Below are 26,079 nucleotides of genomic sequence, written 5' to 3'. Positions count from 1 at the left end.
AGAGGCAGGATCATGAACGGTTTCACGTGTCGTCCGGCGGCCATTGCCAGCATCAAGGCCGCCCTGCTGATGACCGTGGTAATCCCGGTTGCCACCCTGAAGGCCGATGCCGCCACCTGCAATGGCACCGCCCTGCTGTGCAATGGCGACTTTGAAAGCCTGTCGATGGAGACGGGGTCGGACGCCGCCTCCTTCGCCTATTGGACCAGCAGCGATCCCGCCGGCCTGCGCGCGGGCACGGGCTCCAACGGTGCCGGCCATAGCGCTGAATTCCTGTTCTCCACCAACACGCTGAGCCAGGCGGTGACCACGGGTGTCGGCGCACGCTACAATGTCACCTTCCAGTACAAGAGCGAGGGCGGCCAGGGGCTTACCGCCTATTTCGGCGATGCCAAGATCTTCGACTATATCGGTGACAGCGCCCCGCCCACCGATTGGGTCACCTACAGCTTCAACGTCCAGGCCTTCAGCGGCGAATCCATTCTGCGCTTCGTGGCGGACAGCCTGGGTGCCGCGCAGAATATCGACAATGTCGTCGTGACCCTGTGCCCGACCTGCACACCCAATGTGTCGGGCAATCTGGGCGCGGTGATCGACAAGAACCAAGCCTTCTATACCACCGACGACGCGGCGGGTGCGGGTACCAACCTGTCGGGCACGCGCACGCTGACCTTCGATGGCGGCACGCTGCGCCCCGGTTCGCCCGGTGCCCTGGGCACCCAGCCGGACAAGCCCGTTTCCCTGGCGCTGCATGTCGGCGTGGCCGGCGGTACGCTGGACAATGCCGGCCAGAACATCGCGCTGTCGGGCAGCATCATCAACACGGCGTCCGCGGCCACCCCCTTCACCTTTGCGGGTACCGGCCAGGGGACGCTGACCAACAACATCACCAACCTGGGCGCCATCGTCGTCACCACCAGCGGCCGCACCCTGTTCTCCGGTGCCATCGCCAATACCGGCGGCAGCTTCGCCGTGCGCAGCGGCGGGCAGGCCAACATCACCGGCGGCCTGACGGGCGGCACGGTACAGGTGGAAAATGGCGGCCTCTACGTCAACAGCGTGGTGACGGCACCGATCACGGTCAGCGCGCAGGGCACCCTGCGCGGCAATGGCCGCATCGTCGGTCCCACCACCATTGCCGGCACCCTGCGTCCGGGCAATTCGCCGGGCACGCTGAATTTCCAGGGCCCCGTCACCTTGCAGACCAACAGCGCCTTCGTGGTGGAGATCGATGGGCCGGGCACGGCCAACGGGGCCGGCAATTATTCGCGCGCCATCGTCACGGGTGCGGGCAACACCTTCACCATCGGCACCGGCGTGACCCTGACCCCGGTGCTGCGCGGCCTGACCTATTCGCCCGAGGAAGTGCAGGGCACCAACAGCTATAACCTGACCTTGGGCCAGCGTCTGGCCGGCGTGGTGCAGGCCGAAGGCGGCGTCGTCGGCACGTTTGCCAGCATCGCCCAGCCCACGGCGGGCCTGCCGGCCGGGTCGCGCATCATGGCGCTGTACAGTGCCAATGCCGTCGATCTCTATGTCGGTCCCGCCTCCTATCGCGGGCTGGCCGGTCTGACCATCAACCAGGCGGCGGCCGGTGCTGCCGTGGATGCGCTGGAAGCGGCGCGCAATCCCGGGGTGACGCCAGTGCTGAACGCCCTGCTGCCGCTGGGCATCAGCGCCCTGCCGGCAACATTGGGCGCCATTTCCGGTGAATTCAACGCCAACCTGCCGCTGGCCGCCGTCGATGTCAGCCGCGGCTTCGGCAGCATGATCACCACCCGCCAGGGCGGTCTGCATGATGGCGGCCAGGGCTGGAACGTCTGGGGCCGCGCCTTCGGCAACAAGGCGCGCACCAGCAGCGACGGCAACAATCCCGGCTTCCGCCACCGTGTGGCCGGCGGTCTGGCCGGTATCGATTACGGCATGAGCAATGATGCGCTGCGCGTCGGTGTGGCCGCTGGTTACGCTGACAGCCGCGTGACCGGCCGCAATGACAGCGGCCGCGCCAGCATCGACAGCTATTACATCGGCAATTACCTGGGCTGGACCCAGGATGCGCTGTTCGTGGATGCTCAGGTCGGCGTGACCTTCAGCGATTACGAGACGCGCCGCGCCATCACCATCGGCACCCAGACCCGCACCGCCAGCGGCAAGACCGATGGCAAGACCATCGGGGCCGGGATCGAGGCGGGGTATCGCCTGGACCTGGGCGGTGCGATCCTGACCCCCAGCGCCTTCCTGCGCTATGATGGCAGCGATGCCGATGCGTTTGCGGAGACGGGGGCGGATGCCTTCAACCTGTCGGTGGACAGCGACAAGCATGCCGATCTGCGCGGCGGCTTCGGCGTGCGCTTCACCCATCCGGTGGCGCTGGATGGCGGCGGCACCCTGGTGCCGGAACTGTCGGCGCGCTGGGAACATGATCTGTCCAAGCCGGGCTATCGCACCAGCCAAGCACTGCTGGGCCAGTCCTTCACAATCTTCGCGGCAGAGCCGGGGCGTGACACGGCCGTGCTGGGCGGCGGCCTGACGATGGAAATTGCCGATAACATGCGCGTGTCGGCACGCTATGATGCGGAGTTGAGTGATAACCGTACCCAGCATGCCCTGACCGCCCAGGTCCGTTTCGCCTGGTAAGGTCCTCCGCCCGAGAGCCAGAGCAACGTGACAGTCAAGAAGCGCAAAGCCGCCACCACATCGCCCAAGCCGGCCAACGAGCCGGCTCAGCCGCCGCCAGCCGTGGCCGCCCCCCCGGTCCCGGCCGGCAATGACGATCAGGCATTGCGCACGACGGAAGACCTGCTGCGTGCCAACCCGCAGGATGGCGGGGCGTGGAGCACGCTTGGTATCCTGCTGCGCCGGCTGGGACGCACGGACGAGGCGCTGATCTGCCATTACCGGGGCCTGGAATTCGATCCCGGCAATGCCGGCATCTGGTCCAACCTGGGCAATCTTCTGACCGATGTCGGCCGGCATGAGGAGGCGGGGCAGGCCCATGCCCAGGCCATGCGCCTGATCCCCGGCAATCCGCAATTGTTGTTCAACGCCTTGATCGGCAAGCGCAAGGCGGCCTCATACCGCGAGGCGCTGCTGATGCTGGACAAGGCGCTGGCGGCGGAACCGACCTCCCACGCCCTGCGCTGGGAGCGCGCCCTGACCCTGCTACAGGTCGGCGATTACGAGGAGGGGTTCAAGGATTACGAATCCCGCCGCCACATCGCCAGCTACCGCACGCGGCCGACGCCGGGCACGCCCTGGGATGGCGGCCCGCTGAACGGTCGGCGCATCTTCCTGTCCACCGAACAGGGGTTCGGCGATACGCTGATGGCGGCGCGCTATGTGGAACTGGTCAAGGCCCGCGGCGGGCGCATCCTGTTCGAATGCCACCCGGAACTGCGCCGCGTCCTGGGCGGTCTGCCGGTGGATGAGTTCGTGACGGCGGGGTCCGAATTCCCGGATTTCGATGTCCAGACCTCGCAGATGAGCCTGCCTTACCTGTGCGGCACCCGCTTCGGCACGGTGCCGCCGCCGGTGAGGCTGCATATCCCGCCCGATGCGCGGGCCAAGGCCGCCCGCCTGCTGGGACCGGGGGAGCCGGGGACCCTGCGCGTGGGCATCATCTGGTCCGGCCGCGTCACCTTCGCCGACAATGCGCGCCGCGCCACGGGCCTGTCGCGCTTCCTGCGTTTCGGCACGGTGCCGGGCGTGCGGCTTTACAGTTTGCAGAAGGGCCCGCCGGAGGAACAGCTGGAACAGCTATCCTCGCGCCTGCTGGTCACGCCGCTGGGCCCGCATATCCAGGATTTCGCCGATACGGCGGCCATGCTGGAGAAGCTGGACCTGGTCATCATGACCGACAGTTCCACGGCCCATCTGGCCGGATCGCTGGGCACGCCCATCTGGAACCTGGTGCAGTACATGCCCTATTGGGTCTATGGCGACCGCGCCATGGGCACGCCCTGGTATCCCAGCATGCGGCTGTTCCGCCAGACGGACGACCAGGATTGGGAACCGGTGTTCGAGGCGGCGGTGGAGGCATTGCGGGAACTGGCCCGTGCCAAACGCGCCACCGTCCCATCTTGCGGGGCCTGAGCGGGTTCCGGTATTTGTCAGCCCATCGGGCGGGCTTCGAGGAGGTAAGGTCATGGGCTATTACGATATGGTCGAGAGCAGCTGGCAGCTGAGCGACGCCGCCCTGGACTATGTGAAGAAGGCGGGCCGCGCCGTGGAGCCGGCGGAGATTTGGGAAAAGGTCTTCGCCGCCTCCCCCCTGGTGGACCAGGAACGGACGCTGCGCGAAAGCCCGCAGCGCGACAAGGTGTTCCTGAAGTCGCCCTACGGCCTGCAATACAGGCCCGACCAGAAGGATTGGGTGCCCTTCCGCCACGGCGCCGTCGATCTGTCGAATGAAAACAACATCTGACCTGCTGGCCGCCGCCCTGGCCGATCATCGTGCCGGCCATGTGGACCGGGCGGCGGCGGCCTATCGCCAGCTGTTGGAGAGCGACCCCGCCAATGCCGACGCCCTGCATCTGCTAGGTCTGACGGAGCGGCAGGCGGGGCGGCTGGATCAGGGGCTGGCACTGGTCCGCCACGCCCTGACCCATGCGCCGGACAAGGTGGAAGCACGCCTGAACCTGGGCAACATGCTGGCCGCCAAGGGCGACGCCGAAGCCGCACAGGCACAATGGCGCGCCGTGCTGGCACTGGACCCGTCATATGCGGCTGCCTGGCACGCGCTGGGAGCGGCATCGGCTGGCCATGGCGGGGCGGGGCGACCGGCCGCCATCCGCGCCCTGCGCCGTGCGGCGGCGCTGACCCCCGATCAGGCGGAAATCCACCATGATCTGGGCCTGCTGCTGCGCCAGGATGACCGCAACGATGAGGCCATCGCCTGCCAGCGCCGGGCCCTGTCGATCCAGCCCGGCCTGCTGGGCGCCTGGATGAGCCTGGGCAACGCGCTGCTGGAACAGGGCGAGACCACAGAGGCCGACGCCGCCCTGAAGCGGGCCATCAGCCTGTCGCCCGGACGGCCGGAGATCTGGTTCAATCTGGGCAATCTGCGCTACCGGATGGCCGACCTTGAGGCTGCGCTAGCCTGCTACCGCCGTTCCGCCCAGCTGGGTCTGGCGGCGGCGCGGGCGCGGGTGGTGGCCGTGCTGGTCGATCAGGGCCAGGATGCCGATGCGGAAGCCGCCCTCGTCTCCTATCTGCCGCTGGATGGCACGGATGTCTCCGCCTGCCTGGAAATGCTCTATCTGCTGCTGGTGCGCGGTGGACGGCGGATGGAGGCGCGGGCGATCTTCACCCGGCTGGAAACCGCACCGCTGGCCGGCCGCATCTATCCGGTGGAATGCCGCACGGCCCTGTCGGCCCTGGACCTGGAAGATGGTGATCCGGCCACGGCCGCCGCCCGGCTGGAAGGCCTGCAGAGCGACAATTGCTGGATGTTCACAATCCGCTCGCTGGCGGCCCTGGAGCGCACGCGCCGGCAGCAGGGCTGGCACTGGCAGCGTCCGGCCAATCCCGATCCCGCCCGGCCGCGTCTGGCGTCCAGCACGCTCGGCAACCGGGGACGCTTTGCCCATAATGTCCTGGAATATGTGCTGCTGCGGCTTTACGCGGAAAAGCATGGCGGTGTGCTGGAGACGCCGGACTGGGTCGGTGGCGCCTATTTCGAGCTGGATGACCCGGCACCCAGCGGCCCGTTGCCGCCCTGGCCCTTCGGCAGGCGGGTGCTGAACGGCTTCGTCACCGGCGAGCGGCAAGGGGATGCGCCGTTGGACCGCGACGCGTTGTCGCCACTGTTCCTCTATGATTATCCAGTGGAATTGCGCGACCGGGTGCGTTCCTGGCTGCGCCCACGCCCGCAATGGGCCCCGTGGATCGATCCGCCGGTGGATGCGCTGCGGGCGGTGGGCAATACCGTCGTCGCCATCCATATCAGGCGTGGCGATTTCCTGCGTTACGGCTATCCGATCACCGAGACCCAGACCTATGTGGACTGGCTGCGCGATCTGTGGCCGACCCTGGACAAGCCGGTGCTGTATCTGGCCAGCGACGATATTCCGGGGGTGCGCGCCGCCTTCCGCGAATTCCGGCCCGTGACCCTGCATGATGCCGGGCCGGCCTGGCCGGGGCTGGAATTCCTGCAGGATTTCCATGTGCTGACCCAGGCCGATATCGTGGGCATCAGTGCTGCCAGCGGCTTCAGCCAGCTGGCCGCCCGCCTGAACGAGCGTGCCCGCCTGTGCGTGGAACCCGACATGGAAACGGGCGGTATCAAGCCGTTTGTGGCGTGGACGTAACCGTCAGGGCTTCCACGACGCGGCCAACCACCGGCCCCCAGTCGCCCCGCGCATCCTGACGGAACAGGCGCATGGTCGGATACCAGAAGGTCTCCTCCCCCCAGGCCAGCCAGCGCCAATCGGGGGAGAAGGGCAGCACCGTCCAGGTCGGCCGGCCCAGCCCGCCAGCCAGATGCGCCGGGCCGGTGCAGGACGTGATGACCAGATCCAGATTGGTCATGATGGCGGCGGTATCGGCGAAATCCCCGATCTGCGGCCCCAGATCGGTGAAGCTGTCCGGCAGCGACCCGATATTGTCCAGGTCCTTGCGCCCCGGCCCCTTCTGCAGCCCGAAGAAGGACACGCCCGGCACGTCCAGCAGCGGGCGGAAGGATTTCAGGCCGGGGGAGCGCAGCCGGTCGGCCTTGAATTCCGGATTGCCGGCCCAGACCAGCCCGACCTTCAGCCCGGAAAACGCCGACAGCCTGTCGGCCCACCGTGCCTGCAAATCCGGCTCCGTCCCCAGATAGGGGACCTGGGCCGGGACATTGTCGATGCGCGCGCCCAGGATATGGGGCAGGGACAGCAGCGACACATGCGCGTCATGGGGCGGCAGCGGCTGGAACCGGCTGACCACCCGGCCCACGCCCGGCATGCTGCCCAGCAGCCGGACCAGCTGGCTGTTGCATTCCAGCACGACATCGATGCCGCGTGCCTGCAAAACCGGGATGTAGCGCATGAATTGCAGCGCGTCGCCCACCCCCTGTTCGTCATGCACGACCAGGGTGCGGCCACTCAGGTCCGACCCGTCCCAGGCCGGCGAGGTGAAGTCCCGCCGGGGAGAGGGGAAGTCGGCCATGCGGCTGCGCCATTCATATTCGGCCAGCCCCTCGGCATAATCGCCCTGCATCAGCAGGCCCACGGCAAGCGCGGTGTGCGCGGCGGCCAGGGCCGGATCGTGGCGCACGGCTTCCCGCGCACTGGCCACGGATTCGGTGATCTTCATCTCCTCCCGATAGGCGACGGAGAGGTTCAGATGGGTGGTGGCGCTGTCCGGCTGGCGGGCGAGCGCCCGCAGGAAGCAGTCCATGGCTTCCGGATAGCGATCCTGATCCTGCAAAACGATGCCCAGATTGGACAGCAGGCCGCCATCGTCGGGCGCGAAACCCAGGGCCGTACGATATGCGGCGATGGCATCGTCCAGCCGCCCCAGCCGCCGCAAGGCCACGCCCATGTTGGTATAGGCATGCACCGACAGCGGCTGCATGCCCAGCAGGTCGTACAGCGCATCGACCGCCGCCTCGGCCTGGTTATCCAGGATCAGCAGCCTTGCCAGTTGCAACCGCGCCTCCCCGGCATGGGGACGCAGTGCGATCAGCTGGCGCTGTACGGCGATGGCGTCGCCATAGCGCTGCATCTGGTCCAGAATATTGACGAGGTTCAGATAGCCATCGGCGAAATCGGGGGCCAGGCGCAGAGCCTGCATTGCGGCGGCCAGCGCATCGGGCAGCCTGCCCAGGCGGCGCAGCGCACTGGCCAGGTTGGAATGATGGACGGCCCAGTCCGGTTCGGCCTTCACCGCCGCCTCCAGCGACTGCGCCGCCGCCGCATAATCACCCGCCTGCAGGCGCAGCACGCCCAGCCGGTGCAGCGCCTCCCCATTGGCCGGGGCCTGTGCCAGCACGGAACGGAACCCGGCTTCGGCTTCCTTGGCGCGACCCGCGTCTTGCTGCGCGATGGCGGCGTTCAACTGGTCGGCAAGGGTGGGCATGGACCGGTTCCGTTGTTGATTCATTGGGATAGGTCATCCTTTCGCGCCGATTATCCTGGCCCGGATCGGGTGCCGACATCCTATATACCCAGTATCCGCATCGGCACTCCCGATGCCATCGCAATCGTCGGATCGGATCGATGGGTGAGAAATTTGGCACAAGCGGTCCGCGGGCGCTGATCACCGGCATCACCAGCCAGGACGGCGCCTATCTGGCATCGCTGCTGCTGGACAAGGGATATCGGGTGACGGGCACGCTGCGCCCCGGCGGCACGATGCTGAACCGTGCCTGGCGGCTGGAGACTATGGGGCTGGCGGGACGGGTGACCACGGTGACCGTGGATCTGACCGATGCCCGCGCCGTCTCCTGGCTGTTGGATGATCATGCGCCGGACGAGGTTTATCACCTGTCGGCGCACAGCTCCGTCCATTCCTCCTTCCATATTCCGGCGGAAACCTTCGCCAGCAACGCGGTGGCCACGACCAACCTGCTGGAGGTGATCCGCACCCGCCATCCCAGGACCCGCTTCTATCACGCCTCCACCTCCGAAATGTTCGGTGAGGCGCCGGAGGTGCCGCAGACGGAAAAGACCTTGTTCCGGCCCCGCAGCCCCTATGCCGTGGCCAAGGTGGCGGCCCACCAGATGACGACGCTGTACCGCATCGCCTATGGGTTGTTCTGCGTGAACGGCATCCTGTTCAACCACGAATCGCCCCTGCGCGGCCCGGAATTCGTCACCGCCAAGATCGTGCGCGGGCTGGTGCGCTGGCAGGCGGGGCTGGAAGATGCGCCCATGGCGCTGGGCCGGCTGGACGCGCGGCGCGACTGGGGCTTCGCCGGGGATTATGTGCGCGGCATGTGGTCGATGCTGCAGGCCGAGGGGCCCGACGATTATGTCCTGGCCAGCGGCCGGACCTGGAGCGTGCGCGACTTCGTCTCCCTGACCGCCAATGCGCTGGACATGCGTCTGCTCTGGCAGGGCGAAGGAGTGGGAGAGGTCGCCATCGAGCTGGATAGCGGCCGCACCTGCGTCACGGTCGATCCCGCCCTGTTCCGTCCCGCCGAAGTGGGCGAACTGCGCGGCGATAGCAGCCGGGCCCGCGAACGGCTGGACTGGACACCGCGTGTGGACCTGCCGGAACTGGTGGCGATGATGGTGGCCGCGGAAAAGGTGCGGCAGGGGCTGGCTTAAGCCTGTCGTGCGATTCACGCTTCAAATGAAGGCATTTGAAGCGACCGCACTTTAAAACCAGACTTAAACAGCGCCCGATATGGTGGGGGTCGATACCGCTATCCGGGTGGGCCCCATGCAGCTTCTCTCGCTCCTGTCATCCGCCACGCCGGCAACCCCGGCGATCCAGGCCAGGGCCGCAACCATGCCTGCCGTCCCGATGGCCGGCTTCGGCCTGCTGGTCGAAGGCATGGTCCGTCCGTTGGAGCCGGTTACCGCCCGCCCCACGACACCGGGTGAGGCCGCCCCACAGGGCCAGACCTCCGACGATGCCGCCCTGGCCGGTTTGATGCAGGCCATGGGTCTGACCACGCCCGTGGCCAGCCCACCGCCGGCCGTACCCACCGCCATCGCTGTGCCTGTGGGTGACGGGGGTGGGGAGATTGCCGCCGCCCCCGTCGTACCGGCAGGGCTGGTGCCCGCCCTCCCTACGGCTGCCGGTGCGCCATCGCCCGCCGCCACCCCGCAGACCCGTTCACCCGTTCCGGCAAACGGCCCTGCGCTGGCGCAGGGGGTGAATGGCCCCACGCCGGTACCCGCTGTCGCCACCGACCCGCAGGCGGCGGCAGCGCCGGATATCATATCGTCCCCCGTTGCAACGGCACCCACGCCGGGCATCGTCGCCATCGCCATACCCGCCGAATTGCAGACCATGGCCGCCGTGCAGGCCGGCGCCGTCGCGCAGCCGGCGGTGAAGCCGACGGCGGTGAAGCCGACCGAGGGCAAGCCGACACCGGTCGCTGATATCGCTGCGAGCCGCTCAGCCCCCCGCACGCGGTCGGCTGCCATGGCGACGACCGACGCCGCCCCCACATCCTCAGCCGTTACGACCGGTGATGCCAAACCGGCTGCCTTGCGTCTGCCGGTGGGTGAGGTCAATGCGGGCGGTGGAGAGGCGGCCCCGGCCACCATCCCCGCCACGCCGCCGGACAATTTCACCCTGCCGGCCACCACACTCAGCAGCCAGGCAATCGGCCGCGATCTCACCGCCCATGCGGTGGCCGGCGCCCGTCCGACGGTCGCCACCCATGCCACCCCCGGCCTGCAGCTGGTCGGGCGGATCGAACAGGCGGTGGCGCAGGAACAGACGACGCTGACCGTCCAACTCGACCCCGAACATCTGGGCCGGGTGGAGGTGAAGCTGGAAATGCAGGATGGCCGCGTCACCGCGATGATCGCGGCGGAGAAGCCGGCGACGCTGGACCTGCTGCAACGCGATGTCCGCCTGATCGAACGCGCCCTGCAGCAGGGCGGCATGCAGGTACAGCCCGACGGCCTGCACTTCTCCCTGCGGGAAGGGGCCGGCCAATGGACCCAGGCCGACCAGGGGCGGCGCGGTGCGCAGCTTTACGGCCAGCAGGCCCAGGCCGATCCGGCCGCCGATCCGCTGGCGCCCCCCGCCATTATCCGCACCGACAGCCTTGTCGATATCCAGATCTGAAAGGTTCGCCCCATGACTACCATTTCCGGCGTCGACGCCAATGGCAATGTGGCGGCCAGCGCCGCCCAGGCCCGCCTTACCACCGACACCCAGTCCTTCCTGCGCCTGCTGACCGCGCAGCTGACCAACCAGGACCCGTTGCAGCCCGTCGATCCGACGCAATGGGTGACGCAGTTGGCGCAGTTCTCCTCCGTTGAACAGCAAGTCTCCTCCAACAACATGCTGACCCAGGTGCTGGGCGAACTGCGCATCGGCAGCGACCGCGCCGACATGGGCTATATCGGCCGCACGGTGGAGATCGTCAGCAATCTGGTCGGCGTGAAGGGCGGCCAGCTGGATGCCAGCTACACCGTTTCGGCCGGGGCCAGCAGCGTCGATGTCCGGCTGCTGGACAGCGACGGCAACCTTGTCCACAGCTTCACCGCCGACAAGTCGGCCGGCACCCATGCCATCACCTGGAACGGGGTGAAGGCCGATGGCAGCATCGCCGCCGACGGCACCTATACCCTGGCGGTGGAAGCCCGGAACGAGAAGGGCGACGCGCTGGAAAGCGAAGTCACCTACCGTTCCAAGGTCACGCGCGTCCGCCGGGAAGAGGCCGACACGCTGTTCGAACTGGAAAACGGCGCCACGGTCGGCCGCTATGACATCGTCTCGGCGGCTTGATAATGAAGGCCGGCGACCGCCGGCCCGGCGCTCATGCGCCGTAAGCCAAGCCGCCGGATGGCGGCGCCCGGCGTCTGAGGGAACAGCATAGCAAAAAAGGGCCGGTGGAACGGGATCGCTCCGTTCCACCGGCCCTTTTCGTTTGCTCAAACACCCTTGCGGCGGTTTTCCTGCAGGATCAGCTTGGTCAGCACCAGATTGCGGGCATTGCCGCCCGTCGCCTCGCCGGCGGCCAGCAGCAGGCGGGCCTGCAAGGCGGCGGGATCGATGATGCCAGGCTGCATGCCACCCTGTGCCCCGATATCATAGAGATCGCCCAGCAGCCGGTCGCGCACACCGGGCAGCAACAGATCGCCGTCACTGCCGGGCGCCAGTTCCACCGCCATCTCCACGGCGACGAAGCCGGTGATGCGCCCCTGGCCCCAAACCGGGACGATCATCGGCGCCACGGCGACGGTGACAGGCCCCATGGCGGGGATGGCTTCCTGTGACGCGGGCAGGGCGGTGCCGGCGGCATAGCCCCCGGCGAAGGCGGTGATGCCTGCGGCGAAAGCCAGACCGGTCAGCTTCCATCTGTTCATGGGGCCACTCCCTAGAAGGGCAGGATCACGTCCAGCACCTGCTGGCCGATGCGGGGCTGCTGCATGTCCATGATCTGGCCGCGCCCGCCATAGGCGATGCGGGCCTCGGCGATCTTCTCGTACGACACGGTGTTGCGGGTGGTGATGTCCTGCGGGCGGATGACGCCGGCGATGCGCAGTTCCCGCAGCTCGTAATTCACCCGCATCTCCTGCCGCCCGGCGATCACCAGATTACCGTTGGGCAGGATGTCGGTGACCACGGCTGCCACCTTCAAACTGATATTCTCCTGCCGGTTCACGGCACCGGTGCCGGTGCTGCTGCCGCTGGAATTCAGGTTGACCAGGTTTTCCGGATCGACGCTGTTGGGCAGGGCGGTTTCCAGCCCGAACAGGTTGGGCACGCCCATGCTTTCACCGGCGCCGCGCGCGCGGGAGGTCTGGTTGCTGATCCGCGCCTGTTCGGCCATGTCGACCTCCACCGTGACGATGTCGCCGACCTTGCTGGCCCGCATGTCGCGCAGGAAGCCGCGCGCATCCGCCTCCCACAGCGAGGCGGCCTGACGCATCGTGTCGGAACGTTCCGGCATGGGCATGGTGACGCCCGTCGCTTCCGCCTGACGGCGCGGATTGTCGATTGGCGTCATGTCGGGCGCTTGGCCGATATGATCGAACCGGGCGCAGCCGGCGAGAAGCAATGGGGTGGCGACCAGCAATGAAGTGAAGCGGAGCTTGGACATCGGCTTTTCCTTCATCATTCAGCAGCAGAGACGGTGCCCGGCCCGGTGACCATCGCGGTCAGGGTGCGGTTGCTGTCCAGGTTCTGCACCCGCACCATTTCGCCGACGCTGCCATTGGCCAGTGCCCGGCCGCGCGCGGTGATCAGCAATGGGCCCTGTCGGTACTCCAGCGTCACCGGCTTGTTCCGCGCCACGGCGGCCTGGACGATGACCGAATTGTCGGGTACCGGCCGGCCGGGCGACAGCACGCGCCGTGCCTCCCGCCCCACCAGTTCCGTTTTGGCCGTGATGGTGCGCTGGCCGATCTGGTCGGAGCGCAGGCGGGCCAGGGTCAGGTCACCCTCTGCGATCACCTCTCCCGGGGAGACGCGGCGGGTGGGAACCGGGATCTGGATTTCCGTCCACAGCTCGCCCTCCACCCGCTGGCGCTTCTCCGGACCCACCAGGATGGCGGCGAAGCGCCTGCCGCTGCGGTCGACATTCAGCGCTTCCACCTGACTGACCGTGCCGGTGACCGGGGTGGCGATGCGTACTTGCAGCTCGCCTTCGCCCAGCGCCGGGCCCATCCGTTCCTGGATGGCGGTGCGCAACAGCGCTTCGGCCGCATCGGCCTGGGCGGCGACGGGCGGGGAGAAGGCCAGGGCAAGGCCCGTGGCCAGGGCCAGGGGGGAGAGCAGCTTGCGCATCATCGCCCTCACCGCATCTGGACCAGGGTGTTCAGCATCTGGTCGCCGGCCTCGACCGTGCGGCTGTTCATCTCATACGCCCGCTGGGCGGAGATGAGGTTGGTGATCTCCGCCACGATATTGACGTTGGATGCCTCGACATAACCCTGCTTGACCGTGCCGAAACCCAGCTGGCCCGGCATGCCCAGGATCGGCACGCCCGATGCCGGGGTTTCCAGATAGAGGTTGGAGCCCACGGCCTCCAGCCCGGCCTCGTTCACGAACATGGCCATGTCGAACTGGCCGACATTCTGCGGCTCGATCTGGCCCTCGATATAGGCCAGCACTTCGCCATTGGCGTTGATCATCACGTCGCGGGTGTTTTCCGGCACGGTGATGCCGGGGCTGACCTCGTGCCCGTCGATGGTGACGATGGTGCCTTCCGGCGACAGCTTGAAATTGCCGGCGCGGGTATAGGCGGTCTCGCCCGTGGGCAGATCGACCAGGAAATAGCCGCGTCCGTCCAGCGCCACGTCGTAATCGCCCTCGGTCTTGGTCAGCGTGCCCTGCACATGCTGACGCGCCACCGTGCCCGGCTTCACGCCCAGGCCCAGCTGGATGCCGGTGGGCACGATGTCGCCCTGGTCGGATGCCGTGGCACCGGGCCGCAGCTGCGACTGGTACATCAGATCCTGGAATTCCGCGCGGGAGCGCTTGAAGGCGACGGTATTGATGTTGGCGATGTTGTTGGAGATGACCTCCACATTCATCTGCTGGGCCATCATGCCGCTGGCGGCGATGTCGAGCGTGCGCATGAGTTTTCTCCTTTTGCTGTTCCCTCAGGCGCCGGGCGCCGCCATCCGGCGGCTTGGCTTACGCGCCACGTGGCGCGGGCCGGCAGTCGCCGGCCTGGGGGGGCGGGCGGTGGCGATCAGGTTGCCGGCCCGCCGATCTTGTTGATGGCGCCGCGCTGGCGGTCATTCTCCGCCTCGGTCAGTTTTGTGGCTTGGCCGTAGGCGCGGGTAAGGTCGATCAGCCGCACCATCTCCACGATGGGCTGGACGTTGGAACCTTCGACGGCGCCCTGAACGATGGTGACGCCGATGGCGGGCAGCGGGTCGCCCGTGGCGGTGACCAGACCGTCGCCGCCCCGCTGCAACCCTTCGGCACCGGGCAGGGAGTAAAGCCCGATACGGCCCAGTTCCACCGACTGGATCTCCTGGCCATTGCCCTCCACCGTATAGGACAGCGTGCCGTCGCTGCTGAAGGTCAGCGGTCCCACATCCTCCGGCACGGTGATGCGGTTGCCGGCATCGTCCAGCACGGGCCGGCCATCGACGGTGACCAGATCACCCTCCGCCGATCGGCCCAGCCGCCCGTCGCGGGTATAACGCGGGCCGGCTGGTGTCTCCACCTGCAGCCAGGCATCGCCGCGGATGGCGATGTCGAAGGGGTTGCCGGTGGTGGTCAGCGATCCTTCGCGCGTGTCGGTATAGGTAGCGCGGTCGATGACGAAGGCGGTGGGGTCGGCCCCACGCCCGGTCCGGCTGACGAAATCGTCGAAGACCGGCCGTTCGGCGCGGAACGCCATGGTGTTCATGTTCGCCACATTGTTGGCGGTGACGTCCAGCATGCGGCGCAGCGCCATCTGCTGCGACAGCCCTACATAGAGCGCGTTTTCCAAGGGCGATATCTCCGGCTTCGCTAGGGCGCTGCCCGTCCGGGGCGCCGCTTTGAACCGGCTTTAATGTGCAGGGGCTAGGTTAAATCCGCGTTCAAGATCGGCTGCGGATGGGGTCATGAGACAGTTTCTGCGCATTCTGCTGACATCGGTACCCGCCGGGCTGTGCATCGCCGCCCCGGCCCTGGCCGACCCGGTGCCCGTTTCCATCCGCGTGGCGGGCGGGGTGACGGAGCTGCTGATCGACAGCGGCGACCTGAAGCCCGACCGCTTCCGCCTGGACCAGTGCGGGGCCACGCTTGCCATGCCGCTGGATCAGGGAATGGATATCAGCGCCGCCAGCGTCGGCGCCGGCCGCATCAAGGGCGTGACGCTGACCAATCCCCACACCCTGGCGGTGGCCACCGATTGCAGCGCCGCCATCTCCATCAAGCGGCGCAACGGCCAGATGGTGATGCGCGTCGCCGCCCCGGTGACACCCGGCCGCAAGCCGACCACACCCCCGCCGCCCACGCAGCTGACCCCGGAAGAAGCGGAATTCGCCCGCAAGGCCGTGGCCGACGGTGCCCGCGATGCCGCCACCCCACCCGCGCGGGAACCGACACCGACGTTGGCGCAGGATCCTCGCCGCCCCGATCCGGCCTGGGGCAGCGCCGCACCCCTGGTCGATCTGGCCGCCTGGCGCCAGGAACCCTATCTGGACAACCGCGACCGGCTGCGTCAGGCCCTGGCCGCATCCGACCATGCCCCGGCCGCCCTGCGCGATCTGGTCCGTTTCCAGCTGGCCTGGAACCGCGCACCGGAGGCCCTGGTCAGTCTGGAGGGAAGTGCCGAGACGGAGGAAGACCAGACATTGCTCGCCATCGCCGCCCTGCTGGCCGATCCGGATGACAGCCGGGCCGACCGGCTGCTGAGCAACCAGTCTTTGCGGGCATCCGACGGCCCGTTCTGGGCGGCATTGCTGCTGCAGCGGCGCGGGCAGGGGCGCGATGGCGTCCGTTATCTGCCGGCCGCGTCGCGGGCCTTGTCCTCCCTGCCGGCCGATCTGCGCCGCGAACTGGGGCTGGACCTGCTGTCGATCGCCGCCGATGCGCGGCTGGACGGCATGGCACGGGCCATCGCACGCGCCATCGAGGCCGATGCCGGCGATCCGGTAGCCCAGGCACAGCTGCATGAGGTGGTGGGGCGGCTGCATGCCGCCGCCGGCCGCGTCTCCCTGGCGCTGGCGCAATGGGATCAGGCGGCGGCCCTTGAAGGTGCGGCGGCCACCCGCGCCGGGCTGGCCGCCCTGGCGATGCGGGTGGAACGCGGGGAACGGGCGGAGGCGGAGCGGATGACGGCACTGGACGCGGCGATCCGCGACTGGCCGGGCACGGCGCTGGAAGCCGACAGCCTGTGGCAGCTGGCATTGCTGGCCCAAAAGCGGGGGGAGCCGGTGACGGCGCTGGAGAAGCTGCGACTGCTCAGCCTGCGCTTCCCCGACCAGCCGCCGCCGGAAATGGCCGCCCGTGCCGATATGGCCGTGCACCTGTTCGACGGGTTGATGGAGACATCCATTTCCCTTCCCGACCGCATCACCGCCTTCCAGCGCCACCGCGACCTGCTGCCATCTGAACCCGCCGGCTGGGCCGTGCGGCAGCGCTTTGCCATGATGCTGGCCGATGCCGGGGTGGAACGCATCGCGCGGGAGGAATTGCAGGCCCTGGTCGTGCAGCTTCCGGCACCGGACCGCCCCGCCATCATCCATGATCTGGCCGTGATGGAACTGGCGGTGGGCGACGCAGCGGCGGCGCTCGCCACCCTGGATGGGGCGGAGGAGGCCACGCCGGACGATGTGAAACGCGGCAAGGAGTTGCGTGCCCGCGCCCTGCTGCTAGCTGGCGACAGCGCCGGGGCCATGGCGATGGCCGGTGACGGCAATGACGGCCTGGCCGTGCGTGCCGACGGGCTGTGGCGGCAGGGCAAATGGGGGGAGGCAGCCAAGAGCTACAAGGCGCTGGCCGCCGGCGGTCCCCTGCCGCCAGCCGATGCCGCCCGCTATGCCCTGGCCGCCATGCTGTCGGGTGATCCGACGGCGGATAGTGTGGTGCAGGGACAGGGCACTGCCTTCGCTGGACGCAAGCTGGGGGCTGACCTGACCCTGCTGGCCCGGCCTGTGCCGGCTGCGGATGCGGGTGAGCGTGACCTGCGCGGTTTGTTGGAAGACGCGGCGGCGGTGAGCAAATTGGCTCGACCAGTCCCCGCCAACTGAAAACCGGGTTTAATCGCGCCTTGTCAGGATGAAGCCTTCTGATCGTCGCCTTGCCCTGGAGATATCGCGATGAACCTGCTCATCGGTGCCGCCATCGTCTTCGCCTCCGTCCTGGGCGGGTTCTTCGCCCTGGGCGGCCATATGAACGTGCTGTGGCAGCCTTTCGAGGTGCTGATCGTCTGTGGCGCGGCGCTGGGCGCCTTCGTGATCGCCAATCCCTGGCAGATCATCAAGGATACCGGCAACAGCCTGCGCGCCCTGTTCCGCGGCACGGCCCATCGAAGGGCGGATTACCTGGAACTGCTGGCCCTGCTCTATACCGTGCTGCGCACCGCCCGCACCAAGGGGCTGATGGGGCTGGAAAAGGATATCGAGAAGCCGGCCGACAGCACGCTGTTCCAGCAATTCCCCCGCACCCTGGAACAGGACCGGGCCGTCATCTTCCTCACCGATTATCTGCGCCTGATGTCGCTGGGTGCCGATCGCGCCATGGAGATGGAGGCGCTGATGGATGAGGAGCTGGTAACGCTCAACAAGGAATTCCACCGCGCGCCCCGCAGCCTGCACACGATGGCGGAGGCGCTGCCGGCATTGGGCATCGTCGCCGCCGTGCTGGGCATGATCAAGGCCATGGGTGCGATTTCCGAATCGCCGGAAATCCTGGGCCAGCTGATCGCCGGTGCCATGGTCGGCACCTTCCTGGGCGTGCTGCTGTCCTATGGAGTGGTCGGACCGCTGGCCAATGCCATGAATCGCATGCGCGACGAGGAGATGAAATTCTTCCATTGCATCAAGGCAGCCCTGGTCGCCCATCTGCACGGATCGGCCCCGGCCGTGGCCGTGGAGCATGCGCGCAAGGTGCTCTATACCGAGGTGCAGCCGACCTTCCATGAAGTGGAGAACGTGACCACCAATGCTGCCCAGCGTCTGGGCGAGCGGCAGAAGGCGGCCTGACCATGGCGACCACCGGACGTCTCAACCGCGCCAGCATCATCATCCGCCGCCGCCGTCATAGCGACGATGAGTGGGATCAGGAAAACGGGTCGTGGAAGATCGCCTATGCCGACTTCACGACCATGATGATGGCCTTCTTCATGCTGCTCTGGCTGGTGAACATCACCTCCCCGGAACAGAAGGAAGGCATCGCCGACTATTTCAACCCGATCAGCGTTTCCAGCAGCAATTCCGGCGCCGACGGGCAGTTGGCGGGGCAGAGCGTGGCCATGGCCAGCGGTGCCTTGACCAGCAGCGCCAGCAGTGCCTGGGAAACCATCCCCGCCGCCCGCGTTCCGGCCCTGTCGCCGCCCGGTCCTGACCCGGTGGTGGTGGATGGCGATCCCGGCGACAATGACGGGCACCAGCCCGTCAACGGCCCCGGCAAGGGCGATCTGACCCTGGGGGAGGTGGCGGCAGGCGATATTCCCGCCGGCCCCGTCCTCGATCCCGGTCTGGCCGAACAGATGGCGCGGGTGGCGGCCGAACAGGCGGCGTTCGAACGGATCGAGGCGGAACTGAAGGCATCGCTGGCCATCGGCGGCGATCTGGCGGAACTATCGGAAAACCTGATCTTCGACATCACGCCGGAGGGATTGCGCATCCAGATCACCGACCGGCCGCATTTCTCCATGTTCGATGTGGCGTCGGTGGATTTGAACGGCCGGGCCGCTTCCCTGTTGCAGGTCGTGGCGCAGGCCCTGGCCACCGTGCCCAACCCCGTGGCCGTGGCCGGCCATACCGATGGCCGCGCCTTCGCCGCCAGTGCCCGCTACGGCAATTGGGAACTGTCGTCCGACCGCGCCAATGCCGCCCGCCGCATCCTGGCCGGCAACGGCATCGCGGCGAACCGGCTGGCACGGGTGGAGGGGTTGGCGGATACGCTGCATTTGTTCCCCGACGCACCGGAAGACCCGCGCAACCGCCGTATCTCCATCACCCTGCTGCGTCAGGTGCCGCTGCCGACGGGTGTGCGCTGATTTTATCCGGTTTTAAGCGTCACCCTTTATTGTTGTCCGTGGTGGGAGAACCCATCGGGCGGAATGATGGCGCCGAAGCGCCCCCGGCCCAGTTGCAAGGACCCTGCTTCAAGCGGTCATCGCAGCGGACAAGATCCCCGAGCCCCGGCCTTTTCAACCGATCAGCCAAGCGGAGTCCGTTCCCATGAGCATTTACAGCGCAATGAATTCGGGTGTCAGCGGTCTGGCGGCGCAGAGTGCGAAATTCAGCGCCATCTCCGACAATATCTCGAACTCCGGCACGGTCGGGTACAAGCGCACCAACGTGCAGTTCTCCACCCTGGTGACCAACAATTCCAGCGCCGGCACCTATTCGGCCGGTGGTGTCGAGGCGTCGCTGCGCACCGAAGTGTCGCGCGCCGGCATCATCACCCGGTCCACGGTGGCCACCGATCTGGCCATTTCCGGCAATGGCTTCTTCGTGGTCGGCACCAATGCCGATGCCCAGAATGTCCAGGGCACCACCCACATGCTGACGCGCGGCGGTTCCTTTCGCCCCGATAGCAGCGGCAACCTGGTGAATACCGGCGGCTATTACCTGCAAGGCTGGGCACTGGACACCAATGGCAATGTCAGCGGCGGCAGCCCGTCGCGCACCAGCTTCGATGGGCTGGAAACGGTCAGCCTGGGCAAGATCACCGGTCTGGCCAAGGCCACCGGCAACATCAATTTCGCCGCCAACCTGCCGGCCAGCATGACCGGCCAGACCCCGGCGGCGGCCCCGTTCTCCACCTCCATCGATTACTATTCGCCGCTGGGCTTCACCAACAAGCTGACGCTGGAATGGCAGCCCTCCACGGTGGCCAACCAATGGACGCTGAACATCCGGGACGGCAACAATGCCAGCCTGGGCACGGTGAACATGGCGTTCAGCAACGGCATCGCCACCACGGTTCCGGCTGGCACCCTGTCCTCCATGACCGCGGGCGGTGGCGTAACGGTGAACAATGGCACCATCAACCTGACCGTCGCCGGCCAGCCGATCAAGCTGTCGATGGGGGAGATCGGGGCCAATGGCGGCTTGACCCAGTGGGGCGACCAGTATGTGCCGGGCGCCTTCGGCAAGGATGGCGCCGGCTATGCGCCCCTGGACCGGGTGGAGATCGGCGATGACGGCATCATGACCGCCATCTATCGTAACGGGTTGCGCCAGGCGGTCTATCAGATCCCCGTGGCCAACGTGACCAATCCCGACGGGCTGCGCCGCATGGATGGCAACGCCTTCCAGGTCAGCCGCGAGAGCGGTGATTTCTATCTCTGGGACGGCGGGGCGGGTTCGGCCGGCACCATCGATGATGGCGCCCTGGAAGCCTCCAATGTCGATATCGCGGAGGAGCTGACCAGCATCATCGAGACGCAGCGCGCCTATTCGTCGAACGCCAAGATCATCCAGACCGCCGACGAGATGATGGACGAGATCACGCGCCTCATGCGCTGATTTTTATTCGATGCCCTCAGGCGCCGGGCGCCGCCATCCGGCGGCTTGGCTCACGCCGCACGTGCGGCGCGGCGGCAGTCGCCGCCGATATGAGAATGGCTGCCGGAAACCGTTTCGGCGCTTGAAGAAAAAGTCCAATCAGAAAGGCAGCGATCATGAGCATCGGCCTCGCCCTGCAGACGGCGCTGAGTGGCCTGCAGGCCAATCAGACCAAGTCGGCGATCCTGTCCCGCAACATCGCCAACGCCACCACCCCCGGCTATACCCGCAAGGAGGCCGTGCTGACGTCGGTTTCCATCGGCGGGGAGGGCAGGGGCGTCCAGGTCAGCGATTTCCGGCGCAGCGCCGATGCCTCCCTGGCGCGGGAAACACGCGTGCAGGCGTCGGCCAGTGCGGCCCAAACCTCACGCGCGCAAATCCTGTCCGTCTATACGCAGACCATCGGCCAGCCGCAGGAGGAACGCAGCTTCAGCGCGGCCTTGGCCACCCTGGAACGCGCCTTCTACGGGCTGGAGGACCTGCCCGAAAGCCCGACGCAGCAGCGCGCCGTGGTCGATGCCGCCATCAATCTGGCCAGCCGGCTGGGCGATGCCAACAAGGCCATCGCCAATGCCCGCGAACAGGCCGATGCCGGCATCGGCGATGCGGTGACCAGCATCAATGGTGCTTTGAAGCGGCTGGAAGATCTGAACCGCCAGGTGGCGGTGCGCACCGGCAGCGGCCAGGACATCTCCGAGCTGGAGGATGAGCGCGACCGGCTGCTGGATGGCTTGTCGGAACAGATCGGCATCCAGTATTTCACCCGCGACGCCAACGCCATCGTGGTGATGACCACGGGCGGGGTGACCCTGCTGGACGAGAATGCGCGGGAGATCGAGTTCACCCGCACCCCCGTCATCGGCGCCACCGCCAGCTATGCCGGCGGCGGCCTGTCGGGCCTGACGGTCGACGGGGTCGATATCGCCCCCGGCAGTGGCTATCCCAACCCGGTCAAGGGTGGGCGGCTGGAAGGTTTCTTCGCCGTGCGCGATCAGGCGATGCCGGAAATGCAGCGCCAGATCGACGAGGTGGCAAGCGTGCTGGCCGACCGGTTCCAGCAGGCCGATGCCTCGGCCGGCACCACCGGCACCGGCCTGTTCACCGAAAACGGCGCGCGGCACAACCGGGCGGCGGGCAACATCACCGGCATGGCCGGCCGCATCCAGGTCAACGACCTGGTCCGGCTGGATGCCGGCGGCGACCCGGCCCGGGTGCGCACCGGCCTGCATGCGGCGGGCGGTGATGTCGGCGACACGACGCAGGTCCGCGCCTTCCTGGGCGTGTTCTCCACCAGCGTCAGTTTCAGCGTATCCGCCGGCCTGATGACCAGCGGCACGGTGAGGGATTTCGCCAACGCCGCCATCGGTCAGCAGCATGCCGTCCGCGCCTCGGCCGAGAACAGCGCCAAGTCGCTGGACATCCAGTTGGAGACGGTGCGCGCCACCCGCGAGGGGCGGGAGGGCGTGAATATCGATGAGGAATTGCAGGAACTGATCGTGCTGGAACGCAGCTATGCCGCCAATGCCCAGATCATGCAGGTGGCCAGCCGCATGCTCGACAAGCTGTTGGAGATCTGATCATGACGCTCAGCACCGTTTCCACCCTGTCGCTGGCCCGCCAGACCCGCAACAATGTGCGGGTCACGCAGACCGAGATGCAGACCTTGCAGCAGGAACTGTCCACCGGCCGCAAGATCGACGTCGCCGGCAGCCTGGGCAGCCGCGCCGCCGCCTTGCTGGACCTGCGCAATGTGCGCAGCGAGATCGACCAGTTCCAGACGGCGATGTCGTCGCAGGCCGCCCGGATGACGGCGATGCAGGACGCGATGAGTGCCATGCGCGAGGCCACGACCAAGGTCCGCGATCTGGCCCTGACCGCGTCGGGCGGCGGATCGGACACCACCAATGCCGTCATCGACGACGCGGCCAAGGATGCGCTGCGCACCGTCACCAACATGCTGAACGGATCGATGAGCGGGCGCTTCCTGTTCGGCGGCACCCGCTTCGACCGTACGCCCATCCAGGCGGCCGACCAGGCGGCCCCGTCCGGCCTGTCGCCCAACGCCGCCATCCAGCAGGTGCTGACCGCTGCCGGGCCGCTTAACTCCGCCGCCGCCGTGGACGCGATGATCGACGGGCCGAACGGGCTTTCGGCCCTGTTCAACGACACGCGTGTGCCGGCGGCAGGCAATTTCTCCAACACCTTCTTCCATGGCTCCACCGATCCGGTGGTGGCGCGGGCGGAAGGGTCGGTCACCGTCACCTATGGTGCCACCGCCGGCGATCAGGCGGTGCGCGACCTGCTGAAGGGCCTGCATCTGCTGAGTGCCGTGCCGGCCGAAAGCATTCCCGATGCCGCCTATCAAAGGCTGGCGGAGCGGGCCTGGAGCATGGTCGGCAACGCCATGGAGCAACTGACGGAGACGCAGAGCATCCTGGGCCTGGAGGAACAGACCATCGGGCGCATGCAGGACCGGCTGGAGGTGGAACAGACGCTCGTCTCCACCCAGATCGTCAAGCTGGAGGAGGCGGACCCGTACGACGCGACCCTGCGCCTGGACGTGCTGCGCAACCAGCTGGAGGCGACCTTCGCCGTGACCAGCAGCCTGGGCAAGCTGTCGCTGGCGAATTATCTGTAGGGGCTGCCAGGATCATCTCTTAATCCCTTCCCCGCGAAAGCGGGGACCCAGGGGTCACAGGCTCAAACATCCACGCTGCATCGATGTACGCGGCCGCCAGGTTGGGCTTGTGATCCTCGGCCCCGGTTTCGGCCGGGGAGGCGACAGAGGCAATTCCGATACCCTCGTCCTCAATCTTCGCCATCCACGACCGGCGGGGGCTGCAGCCAGCTCGCGAACCAAGTTGGCAGCAGCACGCTGATCCCCTGGACGCCGAACCCGAGATTAATCCAGTCGATCGGAGGGTTCGGATGCCAAAACCAGGGAAGGCCGGCCGTGGTCATGTAGAAGCAGCCCAGCATGGCCGCGATCGTCATCGTGACGCCCGACATGGCATGGGCGCGGGCCTTCACCATAAGTTCCCGCTCATCCAGGGGATGATGCACGGTCGCGGTGAAGCGCGGGCCGAACACCCGGAACATATGCGCGGCAATGATCGCGCCATAGAAGGAAAGCCAGCCGATCCAGAAGCCGGGCACCAGGACGTTGGGTACCATGGCCATCAGCACATAGCCCACAGCCAGCGCCGCAATCACCAGTAACGGTGTCCAGCGGAACGCTCGCGGCTGCATCTTCATGAAGATGATGCGGTCGAGCCTGATCGCATAGACGAGGTGATCCATTTTCTGCAACAGGGTGGTCATGGCGATCCTTCTCCCGCCGCGGCGGCGCGGCGCAGGGTGTCGGCAACGGACTCGAAGGGACGAAAGGAAAAAAGCATTTCGACCGGCACACCGAAATAGGCGGCGATCTTCATCGCCAATTCCAGGCTGGGCTTGTAATCGCCCCGCTCCAAATAGCCGATCGTCTGGTTGTTCACGCCCACCGCTTCGGCCAGGGCACGGCGCGTGACCCCGCGCTCGGCCCGGAAGACGGCAATGCGATTATACAGATCATCCACAGGAATATCATTCATCAATGTCGATCTGTTGTGTTTACACAACGATTCGCATTGACGTCAACATGTTTGTGAACTGGCTATCGGCTCCCTCAAACACTGAGAAGGGGCCGCCCCGTAGGTCGGCCCCTCTTCTACCACCCAGCGACAAGCCGTCTGGGAATTCAACTCGTCAATGATGATCCCTTGACCAGATCATTGATCTCCAGCATCGACCATCCGATCAGCAGGGTTTTGTCCGGCAGTGCCAGTTCCCAGGCTCGCTTGATCATGCGGCGTTGATCGGCCGGCAAGTGATCCTAGAAATGGTCGGCAATGCTATGGAGCAGTTGACGGAAGCGCAGAGCATCCTGGGCCTGGAGGAACAGACCATCCAGCGCATGCAGGACCGGCTGGAGGTGGAACAGACGCTTGTCTCCACCCAGATCGTCAAGCTGGTAGAGGCCGACCCGTACGACGCGACCCTGCGCCTGGACGTGCTGCGCAACCAGTTGGAAGCGACCTTCGCGGTGACCAGTAGCCTGGGCAAGCTTTCGCTGGCCAATTACCTATGATTGGTCCTGTCCGTTCCTGGCTTCCGCTCATCGTCGCGCAACGTCAGGACCGACACGCCGGTCGCCGTCACCGCAACCGTATGTTCGAACTGCGCCGACAGCGATCCGTCCTGGGTCCTGACGGTCCAGCCATCCTCCTCCGTCCGCACGCCCCGCCGGCCGCGGTTCAGCATCGGTTCGATGGTGAAGACCATGCCCTCGCGCAAGGTCAGGCCGGTGCCCGGCCGGCCGAAATGCAGTATCTGCGGTTCCTCATGCATTTCCCGGCCGATGCCATGGCCGCAATATTCCCGTACCACGGAATAGCCGGCTTTCTTGGCATGCCGTTCGATGGCATGGCCGATATCGCCCAGCTTCGCACCCGGCCGGACGGTCTTTATCCCCGTCCACAGCGCATCATAGGTGGTCTGGACCAGCCGCCTGGTAGCGGGATCGACAGCGCCGACCAGATAGGTCTTGCTGCTGTCGGTGATATAGCCGCCCTTTTCCAGGGTGATGTCGAAATTGACGATGTCGCCATCGCGCAGCACGGTCGATGCCGACGGCACGCCATGGCAGACCACGTCGTTGACCGATGAATTCAGCACGAAGCCATAGCCATACTGGCCCTTGCTGGCGGGCCGTGCCTGCAAATCAACAATGATGAAGCGTTCGACCAGATCGTTGATCTCCAGCGTCGAGCGGCCGATCAGCGGCGTCCTGTCCAGCAGGGCGAACACCGATGCCAGCAGCCGGCCGGATTGGGCCAGCAGCGCCAGTTCCCAGGCTTCCTTGATCATGCCGCATCGACGGCCAGTGACGGGGCCGACACGCCAGCGGCATTCAGTTCCCGCTGCATGATCTCGGTGAAGCTCAGCGTGGGATTGGTCTCGCACAGCATGCCGATCTTGATCCAGAAGGCGGCCTGGGCGTTGATCGACCGGCAGGTGACCTTGCTGACCCGGCGCAGCTGTTCGTGCAGGTCATCCTCGATATTCACGATGCCCATCGCAGGTCCCTTATATGAAACATATATGGACCATATATAGACCGCTCGCAAGAATGCCAAGCGCCGCGTCGGGCCGGGGGAGGATTCTGCCGTCACCCCGGCCCTTTCCACGGGTGCGAACCGGCGGTTCTACCGGCCGGTTTCCATGATCCTGGACGCAA

At 66.8% G+C, this 26,079-nt stretch carries 24 protein-coding genes; 14 read left to right on the top strand and 10 right to left on the bottom strand.

Going from position 1 to position 26,079, the window contains the following annotated elements; translation table 11 throughout:
- The first annotated feature begins 12 nt into the window (after positions 1–12).
- From ACM9HJ_RS02390 to ACM9HJ_RS02375, 4 genes are read left to right on the top strand one after another with little or no spacing between them, the layout of a single operon-like run.
- A complete protein-coding gene (locus ACM9HJ_RS02390) occupies positions 13–2,637 on the top strand; it encodes an autotransporter domain-containing protein (protein WP_416570075.1) in 2,625 nt (874 codons plus the stop codon).
- Positions 2,638–2,664: 27 nt separating this feature from the next.
- Complete coding sequence (locus ACM9HJ_RS02385; RefSeq protein WP_416570074.1) at positions 2,665–4,092, top strand: tetratricopeptide repeat protein; 1,428 nt, start codon at positions 2,665–2,667, stop codon at positions 4,090–4,092.
- Positions 4,093–4,144: 52 nt separating this feature from the next.
- On the top strand, positions 4,145–4,423 hold the full coding sequence (locus ACM9HJ_RS02380) for a hypothetical protein (RefSeq protein WP_416570073.1): 279 nt from the start codon (positions 4,145–4,147) through the stop codon (positions 4,421–4,423).
- The gene (locus ACM9HJ_RS02375; RefSeq protein ID WP_416570072.1) at positions 4,407–6,308 is read left to right on the top strand and encodes a tetratricopeptide repeat protein; all 1,902 of its coding nucleotides are present in this window, start codon (positions 4,407–4,409) and stop codon (positions 6,306–6,308) included. Before ACM9HJ_RS02380 ends, ACM9HJ_RS02375 begins: the two co-directional genes overlap by 17 nt.
- Here ACM9HJ_RS02375 and ACM9HJ_RS02370 read toward each other — a convergent pair.
- Positions 6,283–8,058, bottom strand: a complete 1,776-nt coding sequence (locus ACM9HJ_RS02370) for a tetratricopeptide repeat protein (RefSeq protein WP_416570071.1) — start codon at positions 8,056–8,058, stop codon at positions 6,283–6,285. The genes ACM9HJ_RS02375 and ACM9HJ_RS02370 overlap by 26 nt on opposite strands.
- A gap of 140 nt (positions 8,059–8,198) precedes the next feature.
- On the opposite strand from ACM9HJ_RS02370, the gene ACM9HJ_RS02365 reads away from it, so the two are divergent.
- The 3 genes from ACM9HJ_RS02365 (at position 8,199) to ACM9HJ_RS02355 (ending at position 11,397) form a co-directional block, all read left to right on the top strand.
- Positions 8,199–9,251 carry a GDP-mannose 4,6-dehydratase gene (locus ACM9HJ_RS02365; protein WP_416570070.1) on the top strand — a complete coding sequence of 351 codons (1,053 nt, stop codon included), beginning with the start codon at positions 8,199–8,201 and terminating at the stop codon, positions 9,249–9,251.
- A gap of 115 nt (positions 9,252–9,366) precedes the next feature.
- The gene (locus tag ACM9HJ_RS02360; protein ID WP_416570069.1) at positions 9,367–10,731 is read left to right on the top strand and encodes a flagellar hook-length control protein FliK; all 1,365 of its coding nucleotides are present in this window, start codon (positions 9,367–9,369) and stop codon (positions 10,729–10,731) included.
- 12 nt (positions 10,732–10,743) lie between these two features.
- On the top strand, positions 10,744–11,397 hold the full coding sequence (locus ACM9HJ_RS02355; protein ID WP_416570068.1) for a flagellar hook assembly protein FlgD: 654 nt from the start codon (positions 10,744–10,746) through the stop codon (positions 11,395–11,397).
- 146 nt (positions 11,398–11,543) lie between these two features.
- Here ACM9HJ_RS02355 and ACM9HJ_RS02350 read toward each other — a convergent pair whose 3' ends face one another.
- The 5 genes from ACM9HJ_RS02350 to flgF all read right to left on the bottom strand — a co-directional run bounded on the left by ACM9HJ_RS02350 (position 11,544) and on the right by flgF (position 15,064).
- Complete coding sequence (locus tag ACM9HJ_RS02350; RefSeq protein ID WP_416570067.1) at positions 11,544–11,978, bottom strand: hypothetical protein; 435 nt, start codon at positions 11,976–11,978, stop codon at positions 11,544–11,546.
- 11 nt (positions 11,979–11,989) lie between these two features.
- Positions 11,990–12,715: a flagellar basal body L-ring protein FlgH gene (gene flgH, locus ACM9HJ_RS02345; protein ID WP_416570066.1), complete on the bottom strand. Its 726-nt coding sequence runs from the start codon at positions 12,713–12,715 to the stop codon at positions 11,990–11,992.
- Positions 12,716–12,729: 14 nt separating this feature from the next.
- The gene (flgA, locus tag ACM9HJ_RS02340) at positions 12,730–13,404 is read right to left on the bottom strand and encodes a flagellar basal body P-ring formation chaperone FlgA (protein WP_416570065.1); all 675 of its coding nucleotides are present in this window, start codon (positions 13,402–13,404) and stop codon (positions 12,730–12,732) included.
- Between the two features lie 5 nt (positions 13,405–13,409).
- Positions 13,410–14,195 carry a flagellar basal-body rod protein FlgG gene (gene flgG, locus ACM9HJ_RS02335; RefSeq protein WP_416570064.1) on the bottom strand — a complete coding sequence of 262 codons (786 nt, stop codon included), beginning with the start codon at positions 14,193–14,195 and terminating at the stop codon, positions 13,410–13,412.
- 116 nt (positions 14,196–14,311) lie between these two features.
- On the bottom strand, positions 14,312–15,064 hold the full coding sequence (gene flgF / locus ACM9HJ_RS02330; protein ID WP_416570063.1) for a flagellar basal-body rod protein FlgF: 753 nt from the start codon (positions 15,062–15,064) through the stop codon (positions 14,312–14,314).
- Between the two features lie 115 nt (positions 15,065–15,179).
- On the opposite strand from flgF, the gene ACM9HJ_RS02325 reads away from it, so the two are divergent.
- The 6 genes from ACM9HJ_RS02325 to ACM9HJ_RS02300 all read left to right on the top strand — a co-directional run bounded on the left by ACM9HJ_RS02325 (position 15,180) and on the right by ACM9HJ_RS02300 (position 23,439).
- Entirely contained in the window at positions 15,180–17,312 is a 2,133-nt protein-coding gene (locus ACM9HJ_RS02325; RefSeq protein ID WP_416570062.1) for a hypothetical protein, read from the top strand.
- Between the two features lie 69 nt (positions 17,313–17,381).
- The gene (motA, locus tag ACM9HJ_RS02320; protein WP_416570061.1) at positions 17,382–18,266 is read left to right on the top strand and encodes a flagellar motor stator protein MotA; all 885 of its coding nucleotides are present in this window, start codon (positions 17,382–17,384) and stop codon (positions 18,264–18,266) included.
- Between the two features lie 2 nt (positions 18,267–18,268).
- On the top strand, positions 18,269–19,285 hold the full coding sequence (locus ACM9HJ_RS02315; protein WP_416570060.1) for a flagellar motor protein MotB: 1,017 nt from the start codon (positions 18,269–18,271) through the stop codon (positions 19,283–19,285).
- Between the two features lie 184 nt (positions 19,286–19,469).
- On the top strand, positions 19,470–20,762 hold the full coding sequence (locus tag ACM9HJ_RS02310) for a flagellar hook protein FlgE (RefSeq protein WP_416570059.1): 1,293 nt from the start codon (positions 19,470–19,472) through the stop codon (positions 20,760–20,762).
- Positions 20,763–20,917: 155 nt separating this feature from the next.
- The gene (gene flgK / locus ACM9HJ_RS02305; protein ID WP_416570058.1) at positions 20,918–22,378 is read left to right on the top strand and encodes a flagellar hook-associated protein FlgK; all 1,461 of its coding nucleotides are present in this window, start codon (positions 20,918–20,920) and stop codon (positions 22,376–22,378) included.
- Between the two features lie 2 nt (positions 22,379–22,380).
- Positions 22,381–23,439 carry a flagellin gene (locus tag ACM9HJ_RS02300; RefSeq protein ID WP_416570057.1) on the top strand — a complete coding sequence of 353 codons (1,059 nt, stop codon included), beginning with the start codon at positions 22,381–22,383 and terminating at the stop codon, positions 23,437–23,439.
- Positions 23,440–23,609: 170 nt separating this feature from the next.
- On the opposite strand, the gene ACM9HJ_RS02295 is transcribed toward ACM9HJ_RS02300, so the two are convergent.
- Together ACM9HJ_RS02295 and ACM9HJ_RS02290 are read right to left on the bottom strand one after the other, a co-directional pair.
- On the bottom strand, positions 23,610–24,122 hold the full coding sequence (locus ACM9HJ_RS02295) for a hypothetical protein (protein ID WP_416570056.1): 513 nt from the start codon (positions 24,120–24,122) through the stop codon (positions 23,610–23,612).
- The gene (locus ACM9HJ_RS02290; RefSeq protein ID WP_416570055.1) at positions 24,119–24,379 is read right to left on the bottom strand and encodes a helix-turn-helix transcriptional regulator; all 261 of its coding nucleotides are present in this window, start codon (positions 24,377–24,379) and stop codon (positions 24,119–24,121) included. The genes ACM9HJ_RS02295 and ACM9HJ_RS02290 overlap by 4 nt, the downstream gene beginning before the upstream one ends.
- Positions 24,380–24,681: 302 nt before the next feature.
- Here ACM9HJ_RS02290 and ACM9HJ_RS02285 point away from each other — a divergent pair, with 302 nt between their 5' ends.
- On the top strand, positions 24,682–24,930 hold the full coding sequence (locus ACM9HJ_RS02285; protein WP_416570054.1) for a flagellin: 249 nt from the start codon (positions 24,682–24,684) through the stop codon (positions 24,928–24,930).
- Here ACM9HJ_RS02285 and map read toward each other — a convergent pair.
- Positions 24,921–25,709 carry a type I methionyl aminopeptidase gene (map, locus tag ACM9HJ_RS02280; protein WP_416570053.1) on the bottom strand — a complete coding sequence of 263 codons (789 nt, stop codon included), beginning with the start codon at positions 25,707–25,709 and terminating at the stop codon, positions 24,921–24,923. The two genes, ACM9HJ_RS02285 and map, sit on opposite strands and share 10 nt — an antisense overlap.
- Positions 25,706–25,918 carry a ParD-like family protein gene (locus ACM9HJ_RS02275; protein WP_416570052.1) on the bottom strand — a complete coding sequence of 71 codons (213 nt, stop codon included), beginning with the start codon at positions 25,916–25,918 and terminating at the stop codon, positions 25,706–25,708. The genes map and ACM9HJ_RS02275 overlap by 4 nt, the downstream gene beginning before the upstream one ends.
- Positions 25,919–26,079 lie beyond the last annotated feature (161 nt).

The organism is Niveispirillum sp. KHB5.9 (genome assembly GCF_048066115.1).
Classification (GTDB): Bacteria; Pseudomonadota; Alphaproteobacteria; order Azospirillales; family Azospirillaceae; genus Niveispirillum.
This window is presented reverse-complemented; position numbering and strand designations above follow the sequence as displayed.

What these genes read in the sequence shown, in the direction of transcription:
- ACM9HJ_RS02390 (WP_416570075.1), top strand. Translation starts at nt 13, where the DNA reads ATGAACGGTTTCACGTGTCGTCCGGCGGCCATTGCCAGCATCAAGGCC.
- ACM9HJ_RS02380 (WP_416570073.1), top strand. Translation starts at nt 4,145, where the DNA reads ATGGGCTATTACGATATGGTCGAGAGCAGCTGGCAGCTGAGCGACGCC.
- ACM9HJ_RS02375 (WP_416570072.1), top strand. Translation starts at nt 4,407, where the DNA reads ATGAAAACAACATCTGACCTGCTGGCCGCCGCCCTGGCCGATCATCGT.
- ACM9HJ_RS02370 (WP_416570071.1), bottom strand. Translation starts at nt 8,058, where the DNA reads ATGCCCACCCTTGCCGACCAGTTGAACGCCGCCATCGCGCAGCAAGAC.
- ACM9HJ_RS02365 (WP_416570070.1), top strand. Translation starts at nt 8,199, where the DNA reads ATGGGTGAGAAATTTGGCACAAGCGGTCCGCGGGCGCTGATCACCGGC.
- ACM9HJ_RS02360 (WP_416570069.1), top strand. Translation starts at nt 9,367, where the DNA reads ATGCAGCTTCTCTCGCTCCTGTCATCCGCCACGCCGGCAACCCCGGCG.
- ACM9HJ_RS02355 (WP_416570068.1), top strand. Translation starts at nt 10,744, where the DNA reads ATGACTACCATTTCCGGCGTCGACGCCAATGGCAATGTGGCGGCCAGC.
- ACM9HJ_RS02350 (WP_416570067.1), bottom strand. Translation starts at nt 11,978, where the DNA reads ATGAACAGATGGAAGCTGACCGGTCTGGCTTTCGCCGCAGGCATCACC.
- flgH (WP_416570066.1), bottom strand. Translation starts at nt 12,715, where the DNA reads ATGTCCAAGCTCCGCTTCACTTCATTGCTGGTCGCCACCCCATTGCTT.
- flgA (WP_416570065.1), bottom strand. Translation starts at nt 13,404, where the DNA reads ATGATGCGCAAGCTGCTCTCCCCCCTGGCCCTGGCCACGGGCCTTGCC.
- flgG (WP_416570064.1), bottom strand. Translation starts at nt 14,195, where the DNA reads ATGCGCACGCTCGACATCGCCGCCAGCGGCATGATGGCCCAGCAGATG.
- ACM9HJ_RS02325 (WP_416570062.1), top strand. Translation starts at nt 15,180, where the DNA reads ATGAGACAGTTTCTGCGCATTCTGCTGACATCGGTACCCGCCGGGCTG.
- motA (WP_416570061.1), top strand. Translation starts at nt 17,382, where the DNA reads ATGAACCTGCTCATCGGTGCCGCCATCGTCTTCGCCTCCGTCCTGGGC.
- ACM9HJ_RS02315 (WP_416570060.1), top strand. Translation starts at nt 18,269, where the DNA reads ATGGCGACCACCGGACGTCTCAACCGCGCCAGCATCATCATCCGCCGC.
- ACM9HJ_RS02310 (WP_416570059.1), top strand. Translation starts at nt 19,470, where the DNA reads ATGAGCATTTACAGCGCAATGAATTCGGGTGTCAGCGGTCTGGCGGCG.
- flgK (WP_416570058.1), top strand. Translation starts at nt 20,918, where the DNA reads ATGAGCATCGGCCTCGCCCTGCAGACGGCGCTGAGTGGCCTGCAGGCC.
- ACM9HJ_RS02300 (WP_416570057.1), top strand. Translation starts at nt 22,381, where the DNA reads ATGACGCTCAGCACCGTTTCCACCCTGTCGCTGGCCCGCCAGACCCGC.
- ACM9HJ_RS02295 (WP_416570056.1), bottom strand. Translation starts at nt 24,122, where the DNA reads ATGACCACCCTGTTGCAGAAAATGGATCACCTCGTCTATGCGATCAGG.
- ACM9HJ_RS02285 (WP_416570054.1), top strand. Translation starts at nt 24,682, where the DNA reads ATGGTCGGCAATGCTATGGAGCAGTTGACGGAAGCGCAGAGCATCCTG.
- map (WP_416570053.1), bottom strand. Translation starts at nt 25,709, where the DNA reads ATGATCAAGGAAGCCTGGGAACTGGCGCTGCTGGCCCAATCCGGCCGG.
- ACM9HJ_RS02275 (WP_416570052.1), bottom strand. Translation starts at nt 25,918, where the DNA reads ATGGGCATCGTGAATATCGAGGATGACCTGCACGAACAGCTGCGCCGG.